19 protein-coding genes and 2 pseudogenes are annotated in these 23846 nt (G+C 40.1%); 11 read left to right on the forward strand and 10 right to left on the reverse strand.

Annotated features, from left to right (window positions below; genetic code table 11):
* Positions 1 to 18: 18 nt before the first annotated feature.
* Together atpD and NO346_RS13055 are read left to right on the forward strand one after the other, a co-directional pair.
* Positions 19 to 1413, forward strand: coding sequence for a F0F1 ATP synthase subunit beta (atpD, locus tag NO346_RS13050; protein ID WP_004798063.1), 1395 nt, complete (start codon positions 19 to 21; stop codon positions 1411 to 1413).
* 28 nt (positions 1414 to 1441) lie between these two features.
* Complete coding sequence (locus NO346_RS13055) at positions 1442 to 1861, forward strand: F0F1 ATP synthase subunit epsilon (RefSeq protein ID WP_004905537.1); 420 nt, start codon at positions 1442 to 1444, stop codon at positions 1859 to 1861.
* Positions 1862 to 1936: 75 nt separating this feature from the next.
* Here the strand turns inward: NO346_RS13055 and NO346_RS13060 are convergent, their stop codons facing one another.
* The 4 genes and pseudogenes from NO346_RS13060 to NO346_RS13075 form a co-directional block, all read right to left on the reverse strand.
* Complete coding sequence (locus NO346_RS13060; RefSeq protein ID WP_256415435.1) at positions 1937 to 2536, reverse strand: hypothetical protein; 600 nt, start codon at positions 2534 to 2536, stop codon at positions 1937 to 1939.
* A gap of 129 nt (positions 2537 to 2665) precedes the next feature.
* Positions 2666 to 3211 carry a glutathione peroxidase gene (locus NO346_RS13065; protein WP_256415436.1) on the reverse strand — a complete coding sequence of 182 codons (546 nt, stop codon included), beginning with the start codon at positions 3209 to 3211 and terminating at the stop codon, positions 2666 to 2668.
* A 116-nt stretch (positions 3212 to 3327) separates the two neighbouring features.
* Positions 3328 to 4100 (reverse strand): annotated as a pseudogene (locus NO346_RS13070) (helix-turn-helix transcriptional regulator).
* Between the two features lie 13 nt (positions 4101 to 4113).
* Positions 4114 to 4242 (reverse strand): annotated as a pseudogene (locus NO346_RS13075) (MFS transporter); the annotation flags it as partial.
* A gap of 136 nt (positions 4243 to 4378) precedes the next feature.
* Here NO346_RS13075 and NO346_RS13080 point away from each other — a divergent pair.
* Positions 4379 to 5287, forward strand: a complete 909-nt coding sequence (locus NO346_RS13080) for a DMT family transporter (RefSeq protein ID WP_256415437.1) — start codon at positions 4379 to 4381, stop codon at positions 5285 to 5287.
* A 403-nt stretch (positions 5288 to 5690) separates the two neighbouring features.
* Here NO346_RS13080 and NO346_RS13085 read toward each other — a convergent pair whose 3' ends face one another.
* Genes NO346_RS13085 through NO346_RS13095 form a run of 3 tightly spaced genes read right to left on the reverse strand, consistent with a single transcriptional unit; the run spans position 5691 to position 8589 of the window.
* On the reverse strand, positions 5691 to 6260 hold the full coding sequence (locus NO346_RS13085) for a Sua5/YciO/YrdC/YwlC family protein (protein ID WP_256415438.1): 570 nt from the start codon (positions 6258 to 6260) through the stop codon (positions 5691 to 5693).
* A gap of 33 nt (positions 6261 to 6293) precedes the next feature.
* Positions 6294 to 7424: a DNA-processing protein DprA gene (dprA, locus tag NO346_RS13090; RefSeq protein WP_256415439.1), complete on the reverse strand. Its 1131-nt coding sequence runs from the start codon at positions 7422 to 7424 to the stop codon at positions 6294 to 6296.
* Between the two features lie 13 nt (positions 7425 to 7437).
* On the reverse strand, positions 7438 to 8589 hold the full coding sequence (locus tag NO346_RS13095; protein ID WP_256415440.1) for a LysM peptidoglycan-binding domain-containing protein: 1152 nt from the start codon (positions 8587 to 8589) through the stop codon (positions 7438 to 7440).
* 120 nt (positions 8590 to 8709) lie between these two features.
* Here NO346_RS13095 and def point away from each other — a divergent pair, with 120 nt between their 5' ends.
* The 3 genes from def to NO346_RS13110 all read left to right on the forward strand — a co-directional run bounded on the left by def (position 8710) and on the right by NO346_RS13110 (position 11865).
* Positions 8710 to 9240 (forward strand): peptide deformylase, encoded by a 531-nt coding sequence (gene def, locus NO346_RS13100; RefSeq protein ID WP_005327719.1) that lies wholly within the window; start codon positions 8710 to 8712, stop codon positions 9238 to 9240.
* A 50-nt stretch (positions 9241 to 9290) separates the two neighbouring features.
* Complete coding sequence (locus NO346_RS13105; RefSeq protein ID WP_087536731.1) at positions 9291 to 9701, forward strand: DUF2946 family protein; 411 nt, start codon at positions 9291 to 9293, stop codon at positions 9699 to 9701.
* A 73-nt stretch (positions 9702 to 9774) separates the two neighbouring features.
* Positions 9775 to 11865 carry a TonB-dependent copper receptor gene (locus NO346_RS13110; protein WP_256415441.1) on the forward strand — a complete coding sequence of 697 codons (2091 nt, stop codon included), beginning with the start codon at positions 9775 to 9777 and terminating at the stop codon, positions 11863 to 11865.
* 44 nt (positions 11866 to 11909) lie between these two features.
* Here NO346_RS13110 and NO346_RS13115 read toward each other — a convergent pair whose 3' ends face one another.
* Together NO346_RS13115 and NO346_RS13120 are read right to left on the reverse strand one after the other, a co-directional pair.
* Positions 11910 to 12671 (reverse strand): hypothetical protein, encoded by a 762-nt coding sequence (locus tag NO346_RS13115; protein WP_256415442.1) that lies wholly within the window; start codon positions 12669 to 12671, stop codon positions 11910 to 11912.
* Positions 12672 to 12984: 313 nt separating this feature from the next.
* A complete protein-coding gene (locus NO346_RS13120; protein WP_256415448.1) occupies positions 12985 to 16479 on the reverse strand; it encodes a PAS domain-containing hybrid sensor histidine kinase/response regulator in 3495 nt (1164 codons plus the stop codon).
* 185 nt (positions 16480 to 16664) lie between these two features.
* Here NO346_RS13120 and NO346_RS13125 point away from each other — a divergent pair, with 185 nt between their 5' ends.
* Entirely contained in the window at positions 16665 to 16997 is a 333-nt protein-coding gene (locus tag NO346_RS13125; protein ID WP_005155260.1) for a DUF485 domain-containing protein, read from the forward strand.
* A 1-nt stretch (position 16998) separates the two neighbouring features.
* On the forward strand, positions 16999 to 18714 hold the full coding sequence (locus tag NO346_RS13130) for a cation acetate symporter (protein WP_256415449.1): 1716 nt from the start codon (positions 16999 to 17001) through the stop codon (positions 18712 to 18714).
* A gap of 51 nt (positions 18715 to 18765) precedes the next feature.
* On the opposite strand, the gene NO346_RS13135 is transcribed toward NO346_RS13130, so the two are convergent.
* Positions 18766 to 19974 (reverse strand): oxygenase MpaB family protein, encoded by a 1209-nt coding sequence (locus NO346_RS13135; protein ID WP_256415443.1) that lies wholly within the window; start codon positions 19972 to 19974, stop codon positions 18766 to 18768.
* A gap of 85 nt (positions 19975 to 20059) precedes the next feature.
* Here NO346_RS13135 and NO346_RS13140 point away from each other — a divergent pair, with 85 nt between their 5' ends.
* From NO346_RS13140 to NO346_RS13150, 3 genes are all read left to right on the forward strand, one after another.
* Positions 20060 to 20656: a TetR/AcrR family transcriptional regulator gene (locus tag NO346_RS13140; protein WP_256415444.1), complete on the forward strand. Its 597-nt coding sequence runs from the start codon at positions 20060 to 20062 to the stop codon at positions 20654 to 20656.
* A gap of 45 nt (positions 20657 to 20701) precedes the next feature.
* Positions 20702 to 21397, forward strand: a complete 696-nt coding sequence (locus NO346_RS13145) for an ion channel (RefSeq protein WP_256415445.1) — start codon at positions 20702 to 20704, stop codon at positions 21395 to 21397.
* 153 nt (positions 21398 to 21550) lie between these two features.
* The gene (locus NO346_RS13150) at positions 21551 to 23527 is read left to right on the forward strand and encodes a choline BCCT transporter BetT (protein ID WP_256415446.1); all 1977 of its coding nucleotides are present in this window, start codon (positions 21551 to 21553) and stop codon (positions 23525 to 23527) included.
* Positions 23528 to 23846: the final 319 nt, after the last annotated feature.

Raw genomic sequence — 23846 nt, forward strand, 5'->3', positions numbered from 1 at the left:
TGAATTGAGGAGACAGCAATGAGTAGCGGTCGTATCATTCAGATCATCGGCGCGGTTATCGACGTCGAGTTTGAGCGCAATAGCGTTCCTAAGATCTATGACGCTCTCCAAGTTGACGGTACTGAAACTACATTAGAAGTTCAGCAACAGCTTGGCGATGGTGTTGTTCGTACCATCGCAATGGGTTCTACAGAAGGTCTTAAACGTGGTCTTAATGTAACCAGTACAAATGCACCGATTTCTGTTCCAGTTGGCCCAGCTACGCTTGGTCGTATTATGGACGTTTTAGGTCGCCCGATTGATGAAGCAGGTCCTGTAGCGACTGAAGAACGTTTGCCGATTCACCGTCAAGCACCTTCTTATGCTGAACAAGCAGCTTCTACTGATCTTTTAGAAACAGGTATTAAAGTCATTGACTTACTTTGCCCGTTCGCGAAAGGTGGTAAAGTTGGTTTATTCGGTGGTGCGGGTGTTGGTAAAACCGTTAACATGATGGAGTTGATCAACAACATCGCGAAAGCACACTCAGGTTTATCTGTGTTTGCTGGTGTTGGTGAGCGTACTCGTGAAGGTAACGACTTCTATCACGAAATGAAAGATTCTAACGTTCTTGACAAAGTAGCAATGGTCTACGGTCAGATGAACGAGCCACCAGGTAACCGTTTACGCGTAGCGTTAACTGGTTTGACTATGGCTGAATACTTCCGTGATGAAAAAGACGAAAATGGTAAAGGTCGTGACGTATTATTATTCGTCGACAACATCTACCGTTATACACTTGCGGGTACTGAAGTATCAGCATTGTTAGGTCGTATGCCATCTGCGGTAGGTTACCAACCGACACTTGCAGAAGAAATGGGTGTTCTTCAAGAGCGTATTACGTCGACTAAGTCTGGTTCGATCACATCGATCCAAGCTGTATACGTACCTGCGGATGACTTGACTGACCCATCACCTGCAACAACGTTTGCTCACTTAGATGCAACAGTAGTATTGAGCCGTGACATCGCATCTTCTGGTATTTATCCAGCGATCGATCCACTTGACTCAACTTCACGTCAGTTAGATCCATTGGTTGTTGGTCAAGAGCATTATGAAATTGCACGTTCTGTACAGAACGTATTGCAGCGTTATAAAGAGCTTAAAGACATCATCGCAATCTTGGGTATGGATGAGTTAGCAGAAGAAGATAAATTGGTTGTTTACCGTGCGCGTAAAATCCAACGTTTCTTCTCTCAACCATTCCACGTAGCTGAAGTGTTTACTGGTGCTCCTGGTAAATTAGTACCACTTAAAGAAACGATTCGTGGCTTTAAAGGTCTATTAGCTGGTGAATACGATCACATCCCAGAACAAGCATTCTATATGGTTGGTGGTATTGACGAAGTGATTGCTAAAGCCGAGAAACTTTAATTAGCAACTCTAATTTAAGGAGATTCTCATGGCGACTATGCAATGTGATGTCGTAAGTGTTAAAGAGTCTATTTACTCTGGACAAGTGACGATGTTAATCGCAAAAGGTGCGGGTGGCGAGCTAGGTATTTTACCAGGGCATGCGCCACTTGTAACTTTACTCCAACCGGGACCGATCCGTGTTCAGTTGGAAAATGGTACAGAAGAAATCGTGTATGTATCAGGCGGTGTGTTAGAAGTTCAACCTCATGTTGTTACGGTACTTGCAGATAGTGCAATCCGTGCAGACAACTTGGATGAAGCTGCAATTATGGAAGCTCGTAAACAAGCTGAACAATTGCTAGCAAATCAAAAGAGTGATTTGGATTCTGCTGCTGCACTTGCTGCGTTGGCTGAAACAGCTGCTCAGCTTGAAACGATCCGTAAAATCAAGAATCGTGCAATGTAATTGTAGATTTAAGATTGAAAAAGCCACCTTCAGGTGGCTTTTTTATATGGGATCGAAAATTAAAATAAACGGACTTTAAGCGTTTGAATCATCTTTATTGCCGAGTACTAAGGTTGCCAGTTTAACCATATCCATTTGAATGGCGTTGAACTGCTTTTCAATTTTTGCAAAATCTAGCTGGGCAATGTCCAGTTGACCATGCAGCAAAGGAATGCTCAGAAGTTGCTGGTTGGCTGTAAGTAGGCTCTGGCGAATCTGGTCAACCTCATCACTTTTTAGGTTTAGTGAAAGTAAAGTTTCATGCAGTCCGTATAATTCCTGTTTAAGCTCACCTGTGGTATTTTGCAGTTGCTGAACATTTTGATCCCGAATTGCCTGTCCAAGACTGCTTTGCGACTGTTTTAACAGGGCCACATAATCATCGGTCTCAAGCTGTAACTTTGCAATATCGCGTGCAATGTTGAGCATATTGCCGCGACTCAGGTTTTGGGTGTCCTGCGCCTTGATCATTTCGGTGCTGTTATCCTGATTCGCTGTTGTAGCAGGCTGTTCAAATTTAGATTCTTGTTCCATCTGCTGATGGTCACGGGGAACTTGATCACAGCCTGTCAGTGTAAATGCAGCAGCAAGTGTCATGGCTGAAAGGATGGCTTTGATCGACTGGTTTTCCATCATGGCTGAACTGCACCAAAATATGTGAAAAACGTCACTATAGTGAAAAAATATGAATAAAAAGTGATTTTTGTAAGGCTTTACATTTTACATAAAAAAGAGCGCTTAAGGCGCTCTTATAATTGTTCTGAATTATTTAGTCAGCTCAGCTTCAATCGCACTGACGATACGTTCATCATCTGCGGTAATGTCAGGTGCAAAACGCGCTACGATTTCCCCATTTTTATTGACTAAGAATTTCTCAAAATTCCATAGTACTTCAGGTGGATTGTTTGGTGTTAAGCCATAATCAACGAGGTCTTTCCACCAAGGTCCTTCACCAATACGTTCTGGAATTGCTTGTGTGAGTGTTTGATATAAAGGATGTTTGTCTTCACCTGCAACAGAGATTTTTGCAAATAAAGGGAAGTGGACGTCATAGTTGAGTGAACAGAATTGTTCGATTTCATCATTTGTCCCTGGTTCTTGCTCTAAGAAGTTATTTGCAGGGAAGCCTAAAATTTCTAAGCCCTGATTTTTTTTCGCTTGATAAAGTTTTTCTAGGCCTTCGTACTGTGGTGTTAAGCCACATTTTGAGGCTACGTTAACAATTAGTAGAACTTTACCCTGATATTGATCAAGATCAACGTCTTGACCTTTAATATCTTTAACTGGAATGTGATAAACCGACTGGCTCATGGAATACGTCCTAATGTTGTTGTGACAAGACTTGTTTGTTTTAACTGCTAATTTCGTACAGTGCAATCCTCTTGATATGAATCCATACAAATTATGAGCAAAAGTACGTCTTGGATTTATATCGAGGCATTTTTGAGTTGAATAGGAGTTTGTCCTGTATAGCGCTTGAAGAATTCAATAAAGCTAGAGCTATGGTGATAACCTAAAGTATATGCCAATTGTTTAATGGTCGTGCCTTGACGAATTTGATTGATTGCAAAAATAATTTTGGCTCGATTGCGCCATTCTGACAGGGAGAGTTGCAATTCTTGTTGGCTCAGCCGTAACACATGGCGCTCACTGACCGTAAAGTTATACAATACTTGTTGTAGGCTCATATGAAATAATTCAGGATTCGCAAGTTGATCGAGGATCGGAGCTAAGGTTGGATGCGTGCTTTGCGGTAAATAATGTGTATATGCTGGGGCTTGCTTTAGTTGATCGAATAACACTTGTAATAAATGTTCAAGATATTCAGGCGCAAGATTTTGCTTTTGTTGCTCTAGAATTTGAATGACCAAAGAGCGAAAAAAGGTTGAATACTAAAACAGCGGCAGACATCGCCTAATGCATCTCCGAAACGAGGATGAAGTCGGATGCAAATATAATGAATTTCATGTTCAACAGGCAGTGATTGGTGTTCTGTGCGTGGTGGTAGCCATAGCCCATAGCTTGGCGGTGATAAATAATATTTTCCTTCAATATCAAATTCTAAAGTGCCATTGAGACTGAAGTTAAAATCCCCCCAAAGTGAAGAATGAGGGCTGACAATATCATCTTTCTGATAAAGAAATTCATGTACTTCGATACCATTTAAAAAAGATAATTTTTCAGTCTCATCATACTTCATTCAGGGTTCTCATTTAATTTTCACAAGTGACTTTGGAATTGTTCAAACCTTTTGCTAAGGTGAAAAGATGGATACAGACGGAGGTAATAAAGCTGATTACAGCATAAATTAAGATATTTTTATTGAAGTGATCAAGCGTATAAGTCTTAAGTTGTAAAATTGGATCTGCTTTTAGATTTGATGTCGACATAGCGGTATAAATGTCTGAAATACGATATTTCAATTATTTTAGACATCTTTCAGAATAATCCTAATCTAGAAATATTGTGAGATGGCTGATGACTCAGTTAAGTAGATACCAAAAATGGGCATTTGTACTGCCATTGATAGCAGTCTTAATTTGGTCGTTAAATATTGCAGTGACTCGTTATGTTGCGGACTATATTTCACCCGTCAGTATTAGTTTTTATCGCTGGTTTGTTGCCTTTCTCATTTTGACACCATTGATGTTGCCCAAAGTATGGAAACAGCGAGCTTTGATTCGCCCATATATTGCTAAATTAGCAGTTCTAAGCGCTTTCGGAATGGTTTTATATCAAGGGCTTTCTTATACAGCAGCACATTATACCACTGCAACAAATATGGGTATTGTAAATGCTTTTGTTCCAGTTTTTACCATTTTTATCTCTTATATTATTTTAAAAGATAAGCCAAATCGATTTGCGATCTTTGGCAGTTTCCTATCATTTTTCGGCCTACTTTATGTAATGAGCCAAGGGCATTTCTCTCGCTTATTTGATCAAGGAGGTCATTGGGGAGATGCTGTTATGGTCTTGGCTGTAGGTTTTTATGCATTTTATGGCGTCTTTCTAAAAAAATGGCAAGTACAATTGCCATTGATGACCAGTCTCTATATCCAAATCGCTTTTGCGTTGCTTTACCATCTTCCATTTCTACTTTGGTTGGGCTTAGATGCAATTAATGTAGATAATATAGCAAGTGTATTGTATGCAGGTATTTTTCCATCGCTGATCGCACCTTTATTATGGATGATTGCTGTACAAAGCATTGGTCCAAACCGTACTAGTATTTTTATGAATTTGATGCCTGTATTTACTGCAATTATTGCAAGTCTATGGCTATCTGAGCATTGGACGATCTACCATACCTTAGGCGGTGTGACGATTTTGGTCGGTATCATTTTAGCGCAAAAGAAAACGGAAAAAGCACCTGTAGAATTGATTTAAAGCGCCACTTAAATATGAAATGATCGTATAAAATTGGTTGAAATAGCGACAAACACATCAAAATTTTTATTTAATGAAGATTATTTCTATATGATTTTCAAATATATTTTAGATATTTATCAACTTTGTGACCAAAAAAATTTCAATAAAAATAGAAATATAATTTTATTGAAATTTTAAAACTGACAAAAATGGTACGCTTTTCACATTTTTTGTTAGAGAAATAATATATTTGTATAAATCAAATGATTGATCCATAATAGCTTTCAGAGTAGCTAGATTCATTTTTAATGATGAATATACTCAACCTATTTGTAGACCCTCTGGATGTGATTATACACATCCTTTTTATGCTCAGTTATCCCTATATAACTGAGCTTTTTTTTATTCACTATTTACATAATCAAGCGCGAATTACTTCACCTGTTAAAGCGTTGAGAATTCGACTAGGTTCTTGGCTAAGTCCTAAATCACCCTCTAAATAATTCAGGGATGTACCAAAATAACCTTGAGCTTGTTCTAAATTTTGTGCTGGATTTAGTCCCGCGGGATTGGCACTGGTCGATACAATAAAACCGCTAAAAGCATTACAGAGTTCGACGCACAAAGGATGGGTGGTTACACGTACAGCAACCAATGGATGTTGACCTTTAATCCAAATAGGAATGTGCTCATCAGCGGGGAGTAACCATGTAGTTGCTCTTTCAGTTGCTACACGATCCGTCCAACTATCAATCACTTGCTTACGTATCTTTGGAGCTAAGCTTTGTAACAAATGCTCAACTTGCCCTAAGTGACCTGCTAATAAAATGACTCCTTTTTCAATTGGGCGATGTTTTAGCTCAAGAATGTTTTGAAAAGCTTGTTGATTGAATGGATCGCAGCCTAAGCCCCAAACAGCTTCTGTTGGATAAGCAAGAACTTGTCCCTGCTTCAAAAGCTGTGCTGCTTCCGAAATTGATGAGGTAATCATGAGATTATGTTTAGCGACAAAGATAGGGTTATTTTAATGAATTGGACGACAACGTAAATAGCGACCGCCCTGTTGTATACAGAAACCGAGTAATTCTAATTCCATCAATTGAGCTGTGAGTTCTGCGATCGGAATTGGATGACGTTGAGCAAGTTCATCCAAGTCTTGTCCAATCCAGTCGAGACTTTGATAAAGAGCAATCAAATGCGTTGGTAAGCTTGGCGTGATGGTTACAGGTTCTTCTGGAATTTGTTGTTGTACTTGCCATTGAGTAGGTAAGGCTAGATCTTCAATAATTTGTTCTGGATGATCAACTAAAGTTGCACCTTCACGAATTAATTGATGACAGCCTTGATGATACTCACTGTAAATATGTCCGGGAATGGCAAATACCATTTTCCCTTGATTGGCTGCTTCATTTGCTGTGATCAGTGAACCACTTTTCAAAGCGGCTTCTACAACCAAAACACCAAGACTTAAACCACTAACGATGCGATTACGGCGTGGAAAATGCTGCTGTAAAGGTAGGGTAGTCGGAAGGAACTCAGTTACAAGAGCACCTGTTTGAATAATTTCTTGGGCTAGTTTGCTATTTTGCGATGGATAAACTGTGTCTAAACCTGTTCCAGTCACCGCGATTGTCCGATGATGGGCTAAACCACCACGATGAGCGGCTTCATCAATTCCGTGGGCTAAACCGCTGCTAATATAAAAACCTTTTTCACTTAAATAATACGCAAAATCATAAGCAACTTGTCGTCCATGAGGGCTCGGCTTTCGACTTCCAACCATAGCAATCTGGGGCTGTAATAATGCTTGTGGCTGACCTTGACCAAATAAAATAGGAGGATGATCAGAATAAGGTAAAAGTTGAGTAGGGTAGTCGATATCTTCAGGGGTTAAAATAAAATCAGTGTGCTTACAAATTAATTGAACCATATGGTCAAATTGCTGTTTCCCATTTGGGGTTTGGAATTCTTCTAGACGTTTTAAATGATTTTTGTGTAAACCGAGCTGTTGCCATTCAGAAAGTCGATGTGTTTGGACTGCTTCCGCACAACTACCGAAATAGTTTCGAATTTTTTGAAAACTAGAAAGCGAGTGTTGAACCAGATACCACACCAACACAGTATGATAATGATGGGGTAGTAACTGATTCAACATTTCTAATTAGCGTTTAGTTATCAAGACGAGGCGGCTTGATATTTGAACCAATTTTAATTGGCAACTCACTCTCTAAAACATAGCCGTAGCTGATGCGATCAAAACTTTTGAAAATCATAATACTACCAACATATTGACCTGGTAATTTTATACTTTCTTTGGTCTTTGGATCACGAACAGTTTCGCCATCTTGGTACGTACTAAAAACTTGTCCGATTTCAATGCCATCTGCTGTACCACGGTCAACAGTGACTACACCATTTTTCGCAGCTGTACCTATCGACCCCATGACACGGATGACTTTACCGCCATCTTTCACCTGATTTGGTTCAGTTGGGTAGAATAACGTAGGTAACATGGCCTCTTGTTCAAGCATGATACGATCACCACGACGTACTTCACCATTATAACTATCAGTTAATTCAAAGGTTGTAATGTCTTTTTCATTGGTAATCGCAACACCAGAAGCGACTTGCATGAGCTCAACACCTAGATTCTGTTTCTTCCCTTTTTCATCAAGCACGATATATGGTTCACCTTCACGGTATACGCCATAACGTTGACCATTTTCGATACCTTGACCACGCACATAAATGCTCTGACCTTTGCCTGCAAGTACACGATTATCTGCTGTACCCAAGACATAAGGTGTGTTGCTAATCGCACTCGCTGGAAGTACCGAAGTTCGTTCTAACCATTGTTGAATATCAGCTAATGGAATAACAGGGACGCTATTATTTAGAGCTTCAATACGAACTTTTGGACGTAAAGTAGAAGTATTGCCAGAGTAACGACGAATAATACCGTCACAACCATCACCTTCATCTTTACCAATCAGTGGTTTACCGTTCAAACTACAAAGTAGCAAGCGATCACCAGGATAAATCCAATGTGGATTCTTGACATGTTTATTGCTTGCCCAAATTTCAGGCCAGCGCCAAGGCTTGCTTAAAAATTTGCCTGAAATATCCCAAAGCGTATCCCCTTTTTTCACCACATAGACATGTGGTGCACCCGCTTTTACGGATGGTGGGTTTGCGTTAGGGCTTGCTGCATGAGTAAGGTTTATGCTCATGCCTAATCCTGCACAAATTGCAGCAGCAATCAGTTGTTTTTTTAACCCCAAGGCATGAAATGATGGTATGCCGTTTAAAACCTTTTTCATTATCATAATTCCTAAAAATTATGTGTGTAGTTGCGTTATAATAACGACTTTACACACAATTTTTTGATCAAGCATTCCCTTCAGTTGGTTTTCTGATCAATGGCATAAATGAGGAACGGTATGGCCTTATTACCTATTTTAAGTTTTCCTGATCCCCGTCTTCGTACCATTGCTAAGCCAGTCGAAGAAGTCACTGATGATATTCGTCAGCTTGCAGCAGATATGTTTGAAACCATGTACGAGGCACCGGGTATAGGTTTAGCGGCAACTCAGGTTGATCATCATATTCAGCTTATTGTTATGGACATCTCTGAAGAGAAAAACCAACCGATGGTGTTCATTAACCCCAAAGTCACTCCACTGACTCAAGAGACTCAGCCCTACGAAGAAGGCTGTCTCTCTGTGCCTCAAATATACGATAAAGTTGAGCGTCCGTCACGCGTAAAAATCGAGGCAATTAACCTTGATGGTCAAGCATTTGAATTAGAAGCTGACGAACTTCTCGCAGTTTGTATCCAACATGAAATGGATCACTTAAATGGCAAACTTTTTGTTGATTATTTATCGCCATTAAAACGTCAGCGTGCACGTGAGAAAGTTGAAAAAGTTGTACGTCAACGCGATAAAGAAAAAGTTGCGGTTAAACGTTAACAAATGTTTTTCGGTTATTAAAAGTGCCCTTATTCTTTCGTAGTGGTTTAATGCTTGCATTCACCGCAGTCTGTTTACAGATTGCGGTGTTTTTGCAGCCACTGCTGCCGAAGCAATATCAGATTGCACCTGTCTGTGAAACGATTACCCAAGCGTTATTGTTGCCCAAATTAAAAGCTGAACAGCAGTCTGTATCGCACAATATGCGTCATCATTCACATCAGCTTGAACAACATCAAAGCTTGATGTCGAAACATGATCATCACGATCCAAATCACCAGTGTCAATACTGTACGGTGTATGCCAATTTGGTATTACCGCCTGAATTCGGCGTGAAAGAGGTTTTAGTTCGAATCCAAATCCGTTTAGTCGCGTATCAACAGGCATTTAAGCATGTTTATTTTGCACTGCAACGGCTATTCTTATTACCTCAAGGGCGAGCACCGCCACTCTTTGCATAAATTAAAACGTCAATTTCATTAGGGTTTTCAAAACTCTAGCCTAGTTTTACTTATGTTTTAAGAGAGACCGATCATGGCTCAACCTAAATTTTTATTACAGCCCCTTACGGTTGCGATTCTTGCTGCCTCAAATAGCACATTATTATGGGCAAATATGGATGTCCAGTCCGATAAAACCCCTATTGTATTAGCACCTATTGTCGTTACAGCACAGCAGCCAAATGATGCAAATGGATTGATTATTCACGCTGATCCTAAGCAAGCAATTCAACCTATTCCTGCAACGGACGGTGCAGATTATTTGCAAAACATTATGGGATTTAGTGCCATTAAAAATGGTGGAACCAATGGCGATGTCACCTTTCGTGGCATGTTTGGTTCACGGATTAAAATGTTGGTTGATGGTAGTGAAAATTTAGGTGCGTGCCCGAATCGTATGGATGCACCAACTTCTTATATTCAGCCAGAAAGCTTCGATAAAATTACGGTGATTAAAGGGCCGCAAACTGTTCAGTACGCAACGCCTGGTTCGGCTGCAACTGTCATTTTTCAGCGTCAACCTGAAAATCTCAGCAAAGATCAGCCTTATCGTGGCCAAGCCAGTATTTTGATGGGTTCATATGGTCGTCTAGATCATAATATTGAAGCGGCAATTGGCGATGAAACCAAATATGCTCGTTTAAATGCCAATCGATCTGTTGCAGATGATTATAAAGATGGCGACGATAAAAGCATTCATTCAAATTGGGAGCGCTGGAATGCTGACTTGGCATTGGGTTGGAAGCCAACAGATGATTCTTGGTTAGAATTACGTGCAGGTAAAGGTGATGGTGAGGCTGCCTACGCTGGTCGTAGCATGGATGGTTCGCAATTTAAACGAGAAAGCCTTGGTCTACACGCTGAACAGAAAAATATTACAGAGGTGATCAAGAAAGTTGAAGCCCAAGTGGACTACAGCTATAACGATCATATCATGGATAATTTTAGTTTACGTACGCCGCCAATGACGACCATGAATATGCACGGAATGAATATGACTGTGCCAAATAAAATGTCGATGCGGGTTGATCGTCGTACTTTAAATACCCGTTTAGCTGTAACGACAGATTGGGATAAATTTAGCGTCATTTCAGGTGTAGATACGCAGCAGAATAAGCATGGTGGTGATATGGTCATGTATGCTATGCCATCAATGAATTCGCCTTATGCGGAAGATTTGAAATTTCAATCTTATGGTGCATTTAGTGAGTGGACTTATGCGATTGATCAAGATCAAAAAGTCGTAGCAGGAGCGCGTGTCGATCAAGTCAAAATAGACAATCTGCAAAATGCGAAAAATCGTAAAGATACTTTACCAAGTGGTTTTGTACGCTTGGAAAAGAGTCTCCCAGAACATGGTTTAAAGACTTATCTAGGTTTGGGATATGTGGAACGTACACCTGACTTTTGGGAGTTGTATAGCACCACGACAGATCATGGTGTAGGTTCCACAGATATGATGGGTAAAACCACATATAAAATGGTGGATAATCTAGACAATCTGAACAATGAACGCACTGCACAATTGGATCTCGGTTTGCAAGCAGAGCATGGTGCATGGAGTGCTTGGGCATCAGTTTATGCTGGATTAATCAAAGATTTCATCCTACTTGAATACAATACACCAGATAAAAGAAAACCACTTGCGCGTAATGTAGATGCCACAATTGCTGGGGCAGAGGTCGGGGTGGGTTATCAATTTAATGATCATTTCCAAGCGGATCTTTCAACCATGTACGCTTGGGGAGAAAATACTTCGGATGATCGTGCATTACCACAAATTGCACCTTTAGAGGGTCGACTAAATTTACGCTATGTTGATGAAAAATATAGCTTAGGTCTATTGTGGCGTGCTGTTGCAAAACAAAATCGTATCAGTTTGAATGAGGGTAATGTGGTGGGTTATGACATGAATGAAAGTAAAGCATTCGATACCCTAGCTGTAAATGGAACTTATAAGCTAACTGATGCAGTCGATGTTTCAGTCGGAATTGATAACCTTTTAGATAAGGCTTATACAGAGCACTTAAATAAAGCGGGTGCGTCTATGTTTGGTTATGCTGCAAGTGAGCAGTTTAATAATATTGGACGTAATTACTGGATGCGGATGAGCATGAAGTTCTAATTAACAAAAAACAAGGTGGCTGAGCCACCTTGTTTTTTCTGAGTTTAAGCCAAACAGTCTTGTTTTGGCATTAAGCTATCGCAATACAATGGATTTAGTGCGCACTGTAAATCATCAATTTGTTCTTGAGTTACATAGTTTTTTGCGATGAGATATTCGGCGACTCGATCATCACGTAAACTTAAGAAAGCAGCGTCATAAACACCTAAATCTACAAATAAAGCCGCTGTTTCCAAGCTATTGAAATGATCTAAAAATACATCGTTTTCATGCATCAAAAAAATGTGTGTCAGTTCTGCATTGGCATCTACGTTTAAACGTTGTGCTAATTGCTCTGGGCGAGTTTTAATAAATAATAAATCTGATAGTTCATCGAACTGACTTTTATCCAGTTGATTTTCGCCATCTTTGACATGACCTAACCATGCTTTAAAGACCAACACGGCACCACCACGAAGTAGCATACTCCACATTTGATGACGAGTTTCATGATCCAAATGAGCGGATTCTGTTTCTAATACATCCAAGAATTTTTGTTCTTGTAACGCTAGTTTTTCAAATAGTCCTAGACCTTGTGGTTGATAAGCTGCTGGTGCAAATACATCAAAATTCATCTCATGGAATACATTGAGGGCAAGGGGGACGGCTGCTTGATAAAGTGTATTCAATGCTTTTAGATGAGTATCATCTAAGTTGCTCTGTACAAAAATATCCTGCCAGTTGAGCTCTGGTAATAATGCATTTGCACTGTATTGGCGATAAAACTGTAACTCGTTATGTTCTGAAGTGGCTTGATTGCTATTCATGATCATGTCCTTTATGGCGATTGTGTTAGAAACCTAAAACAGCAAAGACATAGGTTCCTATCATTTTGATCAATTTATGCGTGATTCAGAAAACAAGTAGAATACGACTAAAGTTGTATATGTGGTTTTTGTGGTAATATTTATTAACAAAAACAATATCTTAATTAATTGTAAGTAAGTGTACAAACGTTCACTAGTGTAAGTGAACGTTTTTGCCATAGCCAATAAATTTTTGAGCATTTTGGTCAATTTATTGTCATTTTAATGCGCTTTTTTTGATGGTTTTTGCCTATGTTTCAAAATATTTTGCCATTTAGCTCATTGGCATAATTTTTAAACCAGAAAGCCATGCACGTAAACCCGCAGGTTTGAGCGGTTTTTTCAATAGAACAATATTTTGCTGTTTCAAATATTGAGGCAACTCAGGATCAGAATCTGCTGTAATTAATGCGACTGGAATGTGTGCAGGGCGATATTGTTCAATAAAATCTAATCCCCGTTGATCATGATTTAAATGCTGATCGATTAACCAGACTTGAATATCTTCTTGTTCAATTAGTTTGAGTGCTTCCGATGGCTCAGTTGCTGTAAAAATTTGATAGCCCCACTTACTTAACAAGGTCCGCATACCTTGTAAAATAGTTTCATCATTGTCTAAACAAAGCACTTTATAGGCTGTATGTTGCAGTGCGGTCACATGCGATGTAGTCGCTTGAATTTTTGGTGCTTCGGCGAGCGGTACTTCGATCATAAAGCAAGAACCTTTACCTAATTCTGAGTAGACATGCACTGGGAAATCCAGCAGGCTGGTCATACGTTGAACAATCGCGAGACCAAGTCCAAGTCCTTGTTCACCCCAAGGTGAGGTATGCCCGCAACGCTCAAATTCTTGGAATAATTTCACCCGTTGTTGTTCATTGATGCCCGGTCCTGTATCCCAAACACCGATTCGAATATGGTTTGGTCTTTGTGCAGAACGTAATACTCCAACAACGACACGACCTTGTGCTGTATAACGCAATGCATTACTAACGAAATTTTGAATAATTCGTCGCATCCATTGTGGATCGGTATCAACCCAGAATTGAGTATCGTGTACAGACAGTTGAATATTACGCTGCGCTGCAATTGATTTGAATTGAAGTTCAAGATCACTCAATAAGTCGTGTAATGAATACGCTTGGCGTTTTGGTTGGATGGTTCCACCTTCTAAACGGGCAATATCGAGTAGGGCAGAGAGCATGCTTTCAGCACCATACAGTGCGCGATCAAGTTGTTGTAAGGTTTGTTGATCTTCAGTTGAGCTGACACTCTGTTCCAATGCCGTACTGAACAAACGTGCTGCATGCATCGGTTGCAGCAAATCGTGACTGGCCGCTGCTAAAAATCGACTTTTAGATTGATTGGCTTTATCGGCTTGTTCACGGGCAAGTTGCTGTTCAGCTAGTGCATTTGCAAGCTGTTGAGTTCGATCACTCACTCTTTCTTCAAGAATCGCTTCATTTTCGCGGAACGCAGTAATATCGGCGAAGGTGGTGACGAATCCTCCACCCTCAATAGGATTACCGCGCATTTGAATGACCAAGCCATCTTTACGAATCCGTTCAAATTCATGGGCGCTGCCAACTTTCATCCAGTGAATTCGTTTACGGACATGCTCTTCCACAGGCCCAGGTCCACATTCACCCCGTTCTGCGTTATAACGGATTAAATCTGCAATTGGACAACCGACATAAACAAGGTCTTTAGGATAATCAAATAAGGTAAGATATTGATTGTTCCATGCAACCAAACACATATTTTTATCAACAACACTTACCCCTTGAGTCATGTGGTCGATCATGGTCATCAAAAGATTTTGGTTAAAGCGTTGCCATTGTGAAGCTTGATCGAGAATATTCGCGACTTGCCCCAGTGCTAATCCATTGTTGATCATGGCGGTGGTGAGCAAAGTACGTGCTGATGCAGCACCAATAATGCCTGCCAAGTATTGTTCAGTGAAGCGCCACCACATGCCATTTGCAACATGATTTTCATTGAGTACGACATGGTTTTGCTCACAAAATTGCTGGAATGCTTGAGTCGTAGGACGATCACCTGTAATCCGTTTTGCCAGTGCCAGCAGGTCACCCACCTTAAGGCGAGCCGCATTCTGATGCAGGTCAGTTAGGTCGGTATTGGACTGGGCAGAGGGCAGGGGCTTGCTTTCATAGTAGAAAAAGCTTTCAGCCTGAATCTGTTCCGCAACACTTGGGCGGTACAAACGAGACCCCCAAATATAGCAAATAATATTCAGTCCCAAAGACCACATGACACCATGGGTCAATGGTGCAAAAGATTCAAAACCAAGTAAAGCTTCTGGACGTAAGCTATTAATATCGAAAGGTCCAAACAATAATAAATGTTGTGCGAACGCTTGATATTGTTCTGGGAGACTACGTAACAAAGTAGGAAAGAGCAGTGTGTAGCTCCACATTATGAAGCCTACGATCAGACCGACATAGACACCTTGACGGCTTGCACCACGCCAATATAAACCACCGATGAGGGCTGGCGAAAATTGCGCAACTGCGCTAAAAGCCAATAGACCAAATACTGATAATTGATTAATGTCATTAAAAAAGTGGAAGAATAAAAAACCCAGTAACATCACACTGATAATACTAATTCTTCGAGTCAGTTTGAGTACTTTGGGTAATTGTTGATCATGTCGAGAGATAATCTTAAAGTGCCATAAAGCAGGCATAATTAAATCATTACTGAGCATGATAGAAAGTGCGACTGAGGCAACCAGTAACATACCTGTTGAAGCAGAGAAACCACCTAAAAAAGCGAGTAATGCCAACCAATCTTGCTGATAACTTAGAGGCAGGGCCAATACCGCAATATCAGGTGTACCTAATGTATCAGGGAGGGAGTGTAAGGCCCAACTGGCGATAGGAATAATCGCCATAATGGTTAAAATTAAATAAGCTGCAAACCAGCGTCTAGCCCCACGAATATGTTTTTCATCACGTAATTCGACTACGGCAACATGAAACTGTCGTGGTAAACAAATCATAGCTAGCGCAGCGAGTAAGGTTTGTACCCAGAAGGTTTCAGGTACGCCAAGCTGCTGGAGGTCATGAAAATGCTGGCTGACATCGCTGCTGACCTGCCTGATGTTTTCAGGTGACTGCAATAGAAAGAAACCTGCGACGCAGAGCAGTGCGAACAGCTTGACGAAAGATTCAAAAGCGACTGCAAGCATTAAGCCGCCGTGCTGTTCAGTATGTGCAATATGCCGCGTGCCAAAAATCATAGCCAAAATCGCAAGTACTGCTGTAAGTAATAACACACTATTTGTGCTGGTATGAACATGTGCATTCTGTTCGAGTACAACGGAGGCACTCAATGCAATCGCTCTTAATTGCAAAGCGAGATAAGGGATAATTGCAATCACTGCAAGAATAGTGACTAAGGCTGCGAGACTACCGCTTTTGCCATATCGGGCAGCAACGAAATCGGCAATTGAAGAAATGGCATGATGCTGACGAATCCGTCCTAACCGTTTCCAAATGTCGTAACCAAACCAAATAAAAAGTAATGGTCCTAAATAAATTGGTAAGAAAATAATACCTTCACGGACAGCTGCACCTGTTGCGCCGTAGAATGTCCAAGATGAGCAATATACGCCTAAGGTTAAGCTGAACATCAACATGCGACCACGTGTACTTAAGCGACTGGCATGTTTTTCTCCAAAAAAAGCACAGCCGAATAACAGCGCGATATATAGGGCAAGTGCCCCAATAATAAGCCAATTGTTCATATTGCTCACGTGATCAAACTCCATTTTCTATCATACCCGAAGCATCAAAAAGGTTATGAGCAGAGATTTGTATTTAGAGACCAAAGTCTAAGTTACGAGTCAAGCATAATCTTGTTAATTTAAATAATGAAAAATCCCTAGTAAAAAAGGGGTCCACGGCTGGACACAAAAATAAGGAGTTAATGATGGATGACTCACAGGTAGAACGCATTCTACACAATCCAAAGTTTCAAGAAATGGTCAGCAAAAAACGTACATTAAGTTGGACATTAACAGCAATCATGTTGTTTATCTATGTCGGATTTATGCTTTTAGTTGGCTATAACAAAGAGTTCCTAGCAAGTTCTTTTAGTGGTGGTGTAACAACATGGGGCATGCCCCTCGGTTTAGGCATTATCGTACTGTCATTTTTATTGTGTGGTGTCTATTCATACATCGCCAATAATAAACTGGATCAGTTGAATGAAGAGGCTCTCAAGGAAGTTGAGGCAATCACACATGAAAAAGGGATGCACTGAGATGAAAGGGACGTCATTCAAAGCGAAACTGTTCGCGCTTGCAAGCCTATGTTGTTCTCAAGTTGCATTTGCTGGCCCTGATTTAGGTGCAGCAGAGCAACAAGCAACGAACTGGCATGCAATCATCATGTTCACCATTTTTGTTGGTTTCACTTTGTTTATTACTAAGTGGGCAGCAAAACAAACCACGAATACAGCTGATTTCTATACCGCAGGTGGTGGAATTAGTGGCTTCCAAAATGGTTTAGCGATTGCCGGTGACTATATGTCAGCCGCATCGTTCCTCGGTATTTCAGCACTTGTGTTCAGTTCAGGCTTTGATGGTTTGCTCTATTCACTTGGTTTCATGGTCGGTTGGCCAATCGTACTTTTCCTTGTTGCTGAACGTTTACGTAACTTAGGTAAATATAATCTTTCAGATGTAGTTTCTTTCCGTTTGGAAGAAAAACCAGTTCGTACCTTAGCTGCATTAAGTTCTTTAGTTGTGGTTGCATTTTATCTGATTGCTCAAATGGTAGGAGCAGGTCAGTTAATCAAATTACTTTTTGGTTTGAACTATAATATTGCGGTTGTAATCGTCGGTTTATTGATGATGGCATACGTAATTTTTGGTGGTATGTTAGCAACTACTTGGGTACAAATCATTAAAGCCGTAATGTTACTCAGTGGCGCAACATTCATGGCATTCATGGTGATGAAAGCTGTTGGCTTTAGTTTCTCAAACATGTTCAATCAAGCGATTGGTGTGTATAGCCAATCTCACAGCATTAGCTGGGATGAAGCTGCAAAAATCATGGGACCTGGTAAATTGGCTGCAAACCCGATTGATGCGTTATCACTTGGTCTTGCATTAATGTTTGGTACAGCAGGCTTACCACATATCTTAATGCGCTTCTTCACTGTTAAAGATGCTAAAGAAGCTCGTAAATCAGTTGTAGTTGCAACAGGTTTCATTGGTTACTTCTATCTATTAACTTTCATTATTGGTTTCGGTGCGATCTTATTCGTTTCAAACAACCCACAGTTCCTTGATGTCGCGAAAGCAGCGGTAACAGGTAAATTAGAGTTGGTTGGTGGTAACAACATGGCTGCGGTTCACTTAAGTGATGCAGTTGGTGGCGACTTGTTCATGGGCTTCATCTCAGCAGTTGCATTTGCAACAATCCTTGCTGTAGTGGCTGGCTTAACACTTTCAGGTGCTTCTGCGATTTCACATGACTTATATGCAAACGTATTCAAAAAAGGTCAAACTACGCCTCAATCTGAATTACGTATGTCAAAAATTGCGACTTTAGGTTTAGCAATCTTTGCCATGATTCTAGGGATTTTGTTCGAAAAACAAAACGTTGCATTCATGGTTGGTTTGGCATTCTCAGTTGCATGTTGTGCAAATTTCCCAGTACTCGTATTGTCTATGTTCTGGAAAGGTTTAACGACTCGTGGTGCAGTAATTGGTGGTATTGTTGGTCTAGTGACTGCTGTAACCCTGATCATTCTTTCTAAAGCAGTTTGGGTTGACACGTTGAAAATTTCAGATACCGCAGTGAATCCATTCAATGGTCCTGCAATTTTCGCGATGCCATTATCTTTCCTTTGCTGCTGGTTCTTCTCAGTAACTGATAAAACTGCGCGTGCAGAGGAAGAACGTAAAGCGTTCGATGCTCAGTTTGTTCGTTCACAAACAGGTATTGGTATCTCTGGTGCATCTGATCACTAAGTAGATCGAATCCTAAGAATTAAAGCCCTCAACATTTGAGGGCTTTTTCTATTATTGATGCATACTGGCCAGTTGTTGCGCTTGATTACGATAGAGTGACAAACCGATTCGTTGTAAATGCCGTCCTTTTTCTTCAAGCAGTTGATTTAATTTTGGGATATGTTTGGCAGCTGTATAGAGTGCTAGATTGCGACCAATTAAATAATAAGCAAACCATGAAGCCGATTGCGGTGCCAAGCCCAGCTTCTGCATTTTCTTGCGACCAATAAAGAACTGGGTAATTTCCAGATGCTGCTTATAGGCCAGTTTTTGCTGGAAAGAACGCAGATAGCGATATTTCCGTTCAAAGGGTTCTTTGGAAAGACTAGAACCAAGACAAACACTGCTCTCATCAGATTGAGGATGTGCAAACTGCATCCAGTACATGAGTTTCCAGCCATCAGCTTCATTATCCACTAACCATTTTTCTTCAACGCCCATCAACCAGCCCGCATATTTCCAAAAATGTAAAAAACTATCAATCTCTTGTGCGCTAGGGAAAATTCCCAATGCCCTGATACCAATCAATACCACACCGCTAAAGGCAATATTGGTCATGGCCTGATCATATTGATTGATAGGCAAACCCCAAGTTTCAGCATCCCATTTTTCAGATTTTTGCAGTTGATGACGCACCAGCGAATGAATAAAACGCACAAAAATAGTAGAGGTGAAGCCTTTGCTAAAACGTTCAAAACCATCTTGTTCAGTGATATCGACCCACCATTTAGTTGTTTCGGCTAAGCGTGTTCCCGCCTGTTTTTTTAGTGCACCTGTCAGGACTAGAGGTTGATTAAAACCAGGGTACAAATAACCTGTCATTAGCGATAGATCTCGTAGGATCAGTCCGTTATTGATGCCTAGGCGATAGGTAAATTTAAGTGCTTCATCGACTTTGGCTTGGTCGTACCAATCAGGTTTTTGTTCCACTAACTGGAAGAAGGTGGTCAGTTCAGCAATCTCATGTGGTAATTTCTCAAGACCTTGATATAGCGCAGTTTCAAAGTACTTACGATGCAGTTTTGGATTTTGAAGTATCCAAAGCAGTAGTTCGTCCATGGGCGCGTCACCACTTTGCAACGCTGTGTTCAAGGAGAGATATTCTTGATAATTCGGTTGAATTTGTTGATGCGTCATATAACCAAGAATTTTGGTTTTAATATTTGATTGAATCATGTCTTCAAACGCTGCTAAGCGTTTAGGTTTAACGATGCTTTGCATTGCATAAAGCCCCTGATTGTTATTTAATCAAAGCTTAATATGAATAAATATTCGTATTCAATTCGCGTTTTAATAAAGGCTGAACATGAGAAAAAGACCCCAGCAGCAACGTGCAAAAATGATTGTCGAAAGTATTCTGGAGGGAACGCAAAAATGCATTTCTCAATATGGTGTATTGCATGTCACTACACCGAAAATCTCTGAAAAATCAGGGGTAAGTGTTGGATCAATTTATCAATATTTTGAAAATAAAGAACAGATTGTTGCTGAACTATTGTTACGTAAAAGCGAAAATTTAGGGCAAGCACTAAAGCAGTTAGTGATGCTCCAACAACAAACAGCTATTCAAGACATCATCACATTAAGTATCGCTTTTGGTTTTGAATCATTGAAATCGGATCATGGTTTCTTTATCGAAATCTTAAAAAATTGGCATGCCTATAGTGATTCAGAAGCGGCACAAGTATTAGAGCAGCATTTCTTGGAAGTGGGTATGTACTTATTTGGACGTTATTACCCCCATTGGGATTTTGAGACTTTAAAACACAAGTCTTTTGTGATTATTAACAGTACCTTATTTACCATGATGCGTTATGCCAGTAAAAATACCTTTTTAATTGAAGAACAACGTTTGCAACAAGAACTCTCTAAAATGATTGTTGCCTTTTTAGATACGGTGTGATGCCATTAACTTAATGAAAATCATAACAATCACATGGAAAACAACATGCAAAGCTTAAAACAATTTTGGGGCAGTTTTCGTTTATTACCTTCTGCGTGGTTGTTGTTGGTGCAATTGGCATTATTAGTTATGGCGATGTTGACTTATGGAGATAGTGAATATCGTGCCTTAACTTGGTCATTAGGTGTTTTAGCTCTCTTAATTATTGCCAAGGTCATTCGCCAAACACCAGTATTCACATTTTGGGGCTTAATCTTTGTCAGTGGTGCTTTTCTATTTTCAATTTTAATTTTTATTGGCTATGACAATTCAAAAATCCAAATCATCGCTTATAGTTTTGAAGCATTAGCGTATTTTTATGCGGCTTATGGATTATTACGTTATATGTTTGCAGATCGTTATCTCACCAAAGATGAATTATTTGCTGCAGGTGCAGTTTTTACCCTCATCGCTTGGGCATTCGCCTTTTTATATAGTATTTGCCAGTTGCTTTTACCCCATAGTTTTCAAAACCCAAATCAGCCACAAGATTTACAAGTTTGGCTCGATTTATTATTTCTGAGTTTTAGTCTGCAATCAGCAACGGGTTTATCTGATTTGATGCCAATTAGCCCAGCCGCTAGAGTATTAACCATGCTACAAATGTTTGGTGGGGTGATGTATCTCGCTGTCGTGGTTTCTCGATTAATTGCATTACAATACATTGCCCATTTACCTAAGCAATCGAGCGATAAAGAATAAATACAGTTACAGCATTACAACTGCTTTATTTTTCACATTTTTTATAATCAGTATCGAGTTTTACACCGCTGAACTCGCTTTTATTCACTATGTGAATGTCTTATTTGACCCTTAGGGGCTGTCATTATCATTAAAAAAAAATATGGGGGAATTATGCCTTCCAAGCCATCTTCGCAGTTTGCGAATGTGAATCCAAACGTGTTTTTAAGCACGGTGATTATCATTGCGATTTTTATCGCAATCGTCATTATCGCACCCAGTTCCTTTGAATTTCTGACACAACAACTGAAGCAATGGATTACAGATTCCTTTAGCTGGTTCTATGTCCTCTCTGTTGCGGTGTTTTTGATTTTACTGATTTATATTGCCTGTTCGGCCAGCGGCAAAATTAAATTAGGACCAGATCATAGCCAACCTGAATATAGCAATGGTTCTTGGTTTGCTATGCTGTTTACCGCAGGTATGGGCATCGGTTTGATGTTCTTCGGTGTTGCAGAACCTGTGATGCACTATGTCAGCCCACCGAGTGGTGATCCTGAAAGTATCGCATCTGCACAACAAGCCTTAAGGATTACCTTTTTCCACTGGGGTTTACATGCATGGGCAATTTACGCCGTGGTCGGATTGGCTTTGGCCTATTTTGCTTATCGTCATAATCTGCCGTTAAAAACCCGTTCCGCCTTATATCCAATTATTGGTAAGAAAATCTATGGCCCTTGGGGGGATGGGATTGATACCTTTGCCACCATTGGCACGGTTTTCGGGGTAGCGACCTCTTTAGGTTTTGGTGTTACTCAGATTAATTCTGGCTTACATTATTTATTTGGAGTGGAGCAAAGTAGCCAAGTCCAAGTGGGTTTGATTGTCTTTGTCAGTATTCTCGCTTCAATGTCAGTATTTCTCGGTTTGGATAAAGGCGTAAAACGTCTTTCTGAGCTGAATCTGGTCTTGGCTTTGCTACTTTTAGCCTTTGTATTTATTGCTGGCCCAAGTATCTATCTACTACAAACGACCATTCAAAACATGGGTTCGTATATGTCGAACCTATTTGGTATGACCTTTAACCTCTATGCTTATCAACCGAATGGCTGGATTGGCGGTTGGACCATTATGTATTGGGCATGGTGGATTTCATGGTCGCCATTTGTGGGGATGTTTATTGCCCGTGTATCGCGCGGCCGAACCATCCGTGAGTTTATTGTGGGTGTATTACTGATTCCGACTGGGTTTACCATTATCTGGATGGGCTTTTTAGGTAATGCTGCACTGTTCAATATTATGCAAGAGCATAATCACAGTCTCATTCACGCCGTACAAAGCGATTCATCTGTAGCTTTATTTGAATTTTTGAATCATTTGCCATTTTCAGGAGTGATGAGTTTATTGGCGACGGTATTGGTGATGCTCTTTTTCGTCACATCTGCGGATTCGGGTGCGCTGGTTACCGATTATCTCACCGCTAAAACCGAGAATTCTCCAACATGGCAAAGATTGTTTTGGACGGTGTTGATGGCAGCATTGGCCATTATCCTGCTGTTGGTTGGTGGTCTGTCTGCATTGCAATCCTCTATTATTATGAGTGCATTGCCTTTTACTTTTATTATGCTGCTGATGAGTTGGGGCTTACTCAAAGCCTTGAAGTTAGATGTCACTAAAATGAAGGCCATTCAAGAGGCGCGTATTACTCCACGTGCCATCAATAATCCACGCAGTTGGCAGCAGCGTTTAGGTTTAATTATGCATTATCCGCATAGTGAAACTGAAGTTCAGCACTATATCGACACGCAAGTTCGTAAGGCTTTTGAAAGTATTCAGCGTGAATTCAAACGCCGTCACTTGGAAGTGGAGATACGTGAAATTGAAAATGGTCTGCAACTGCATGTCGATCATCACCATGAAATTAACTTTACCTATAAAGTGGTTTCGCATGCAACTGTTCCACCTAGCTTTATGTTAGGGCGGGCAGATGAGGATGAATCGAATTATTTCCAAGCAGAAGTGTTCTTAAGAGAAGGTGGTCAAAATTATGATGTGATGGATTGGACGCAAGAAGATTTAATCCAAGACATTATTGATCAATATGAACGTCATCTATACTTCTTGAATATTGTGAGAGGGAGTACTCCTTAAGAGAAAGTACGTATTGCAATACTGAGAACAACGGTTTTGAGCGATCAAAGCCGTTGTTTTTATTTTGGGTGGTGAAGTTTCAAACATCAATCGAATAGGAGACAAATTTTTGCATGGAGTAAGGTGCTTAAAATAAAAGCTAAACATAAAGATAAAGTTGTTTTTTGCTGATAATTAAAGCGTATTTATTGAAAAGTTGCTAAATTACATATACTTACTTTGATTAAATTCACTTTTAAGATAATTAATAAATTTTAAATTATATAAATCAGTAAATTAGGTGGGTTGAAGTTTAAAAAAAAAACAACCGAATTTTAAA

Source organism: Acinetobacter sp. 5862 (genome assembly GCF_024494585.1).
Lineage (GTDB): Bacteria > Pseudomonadota > Gammaproteobacteria > Pseudomonadales > Moraxellaceae > Acinetobacter.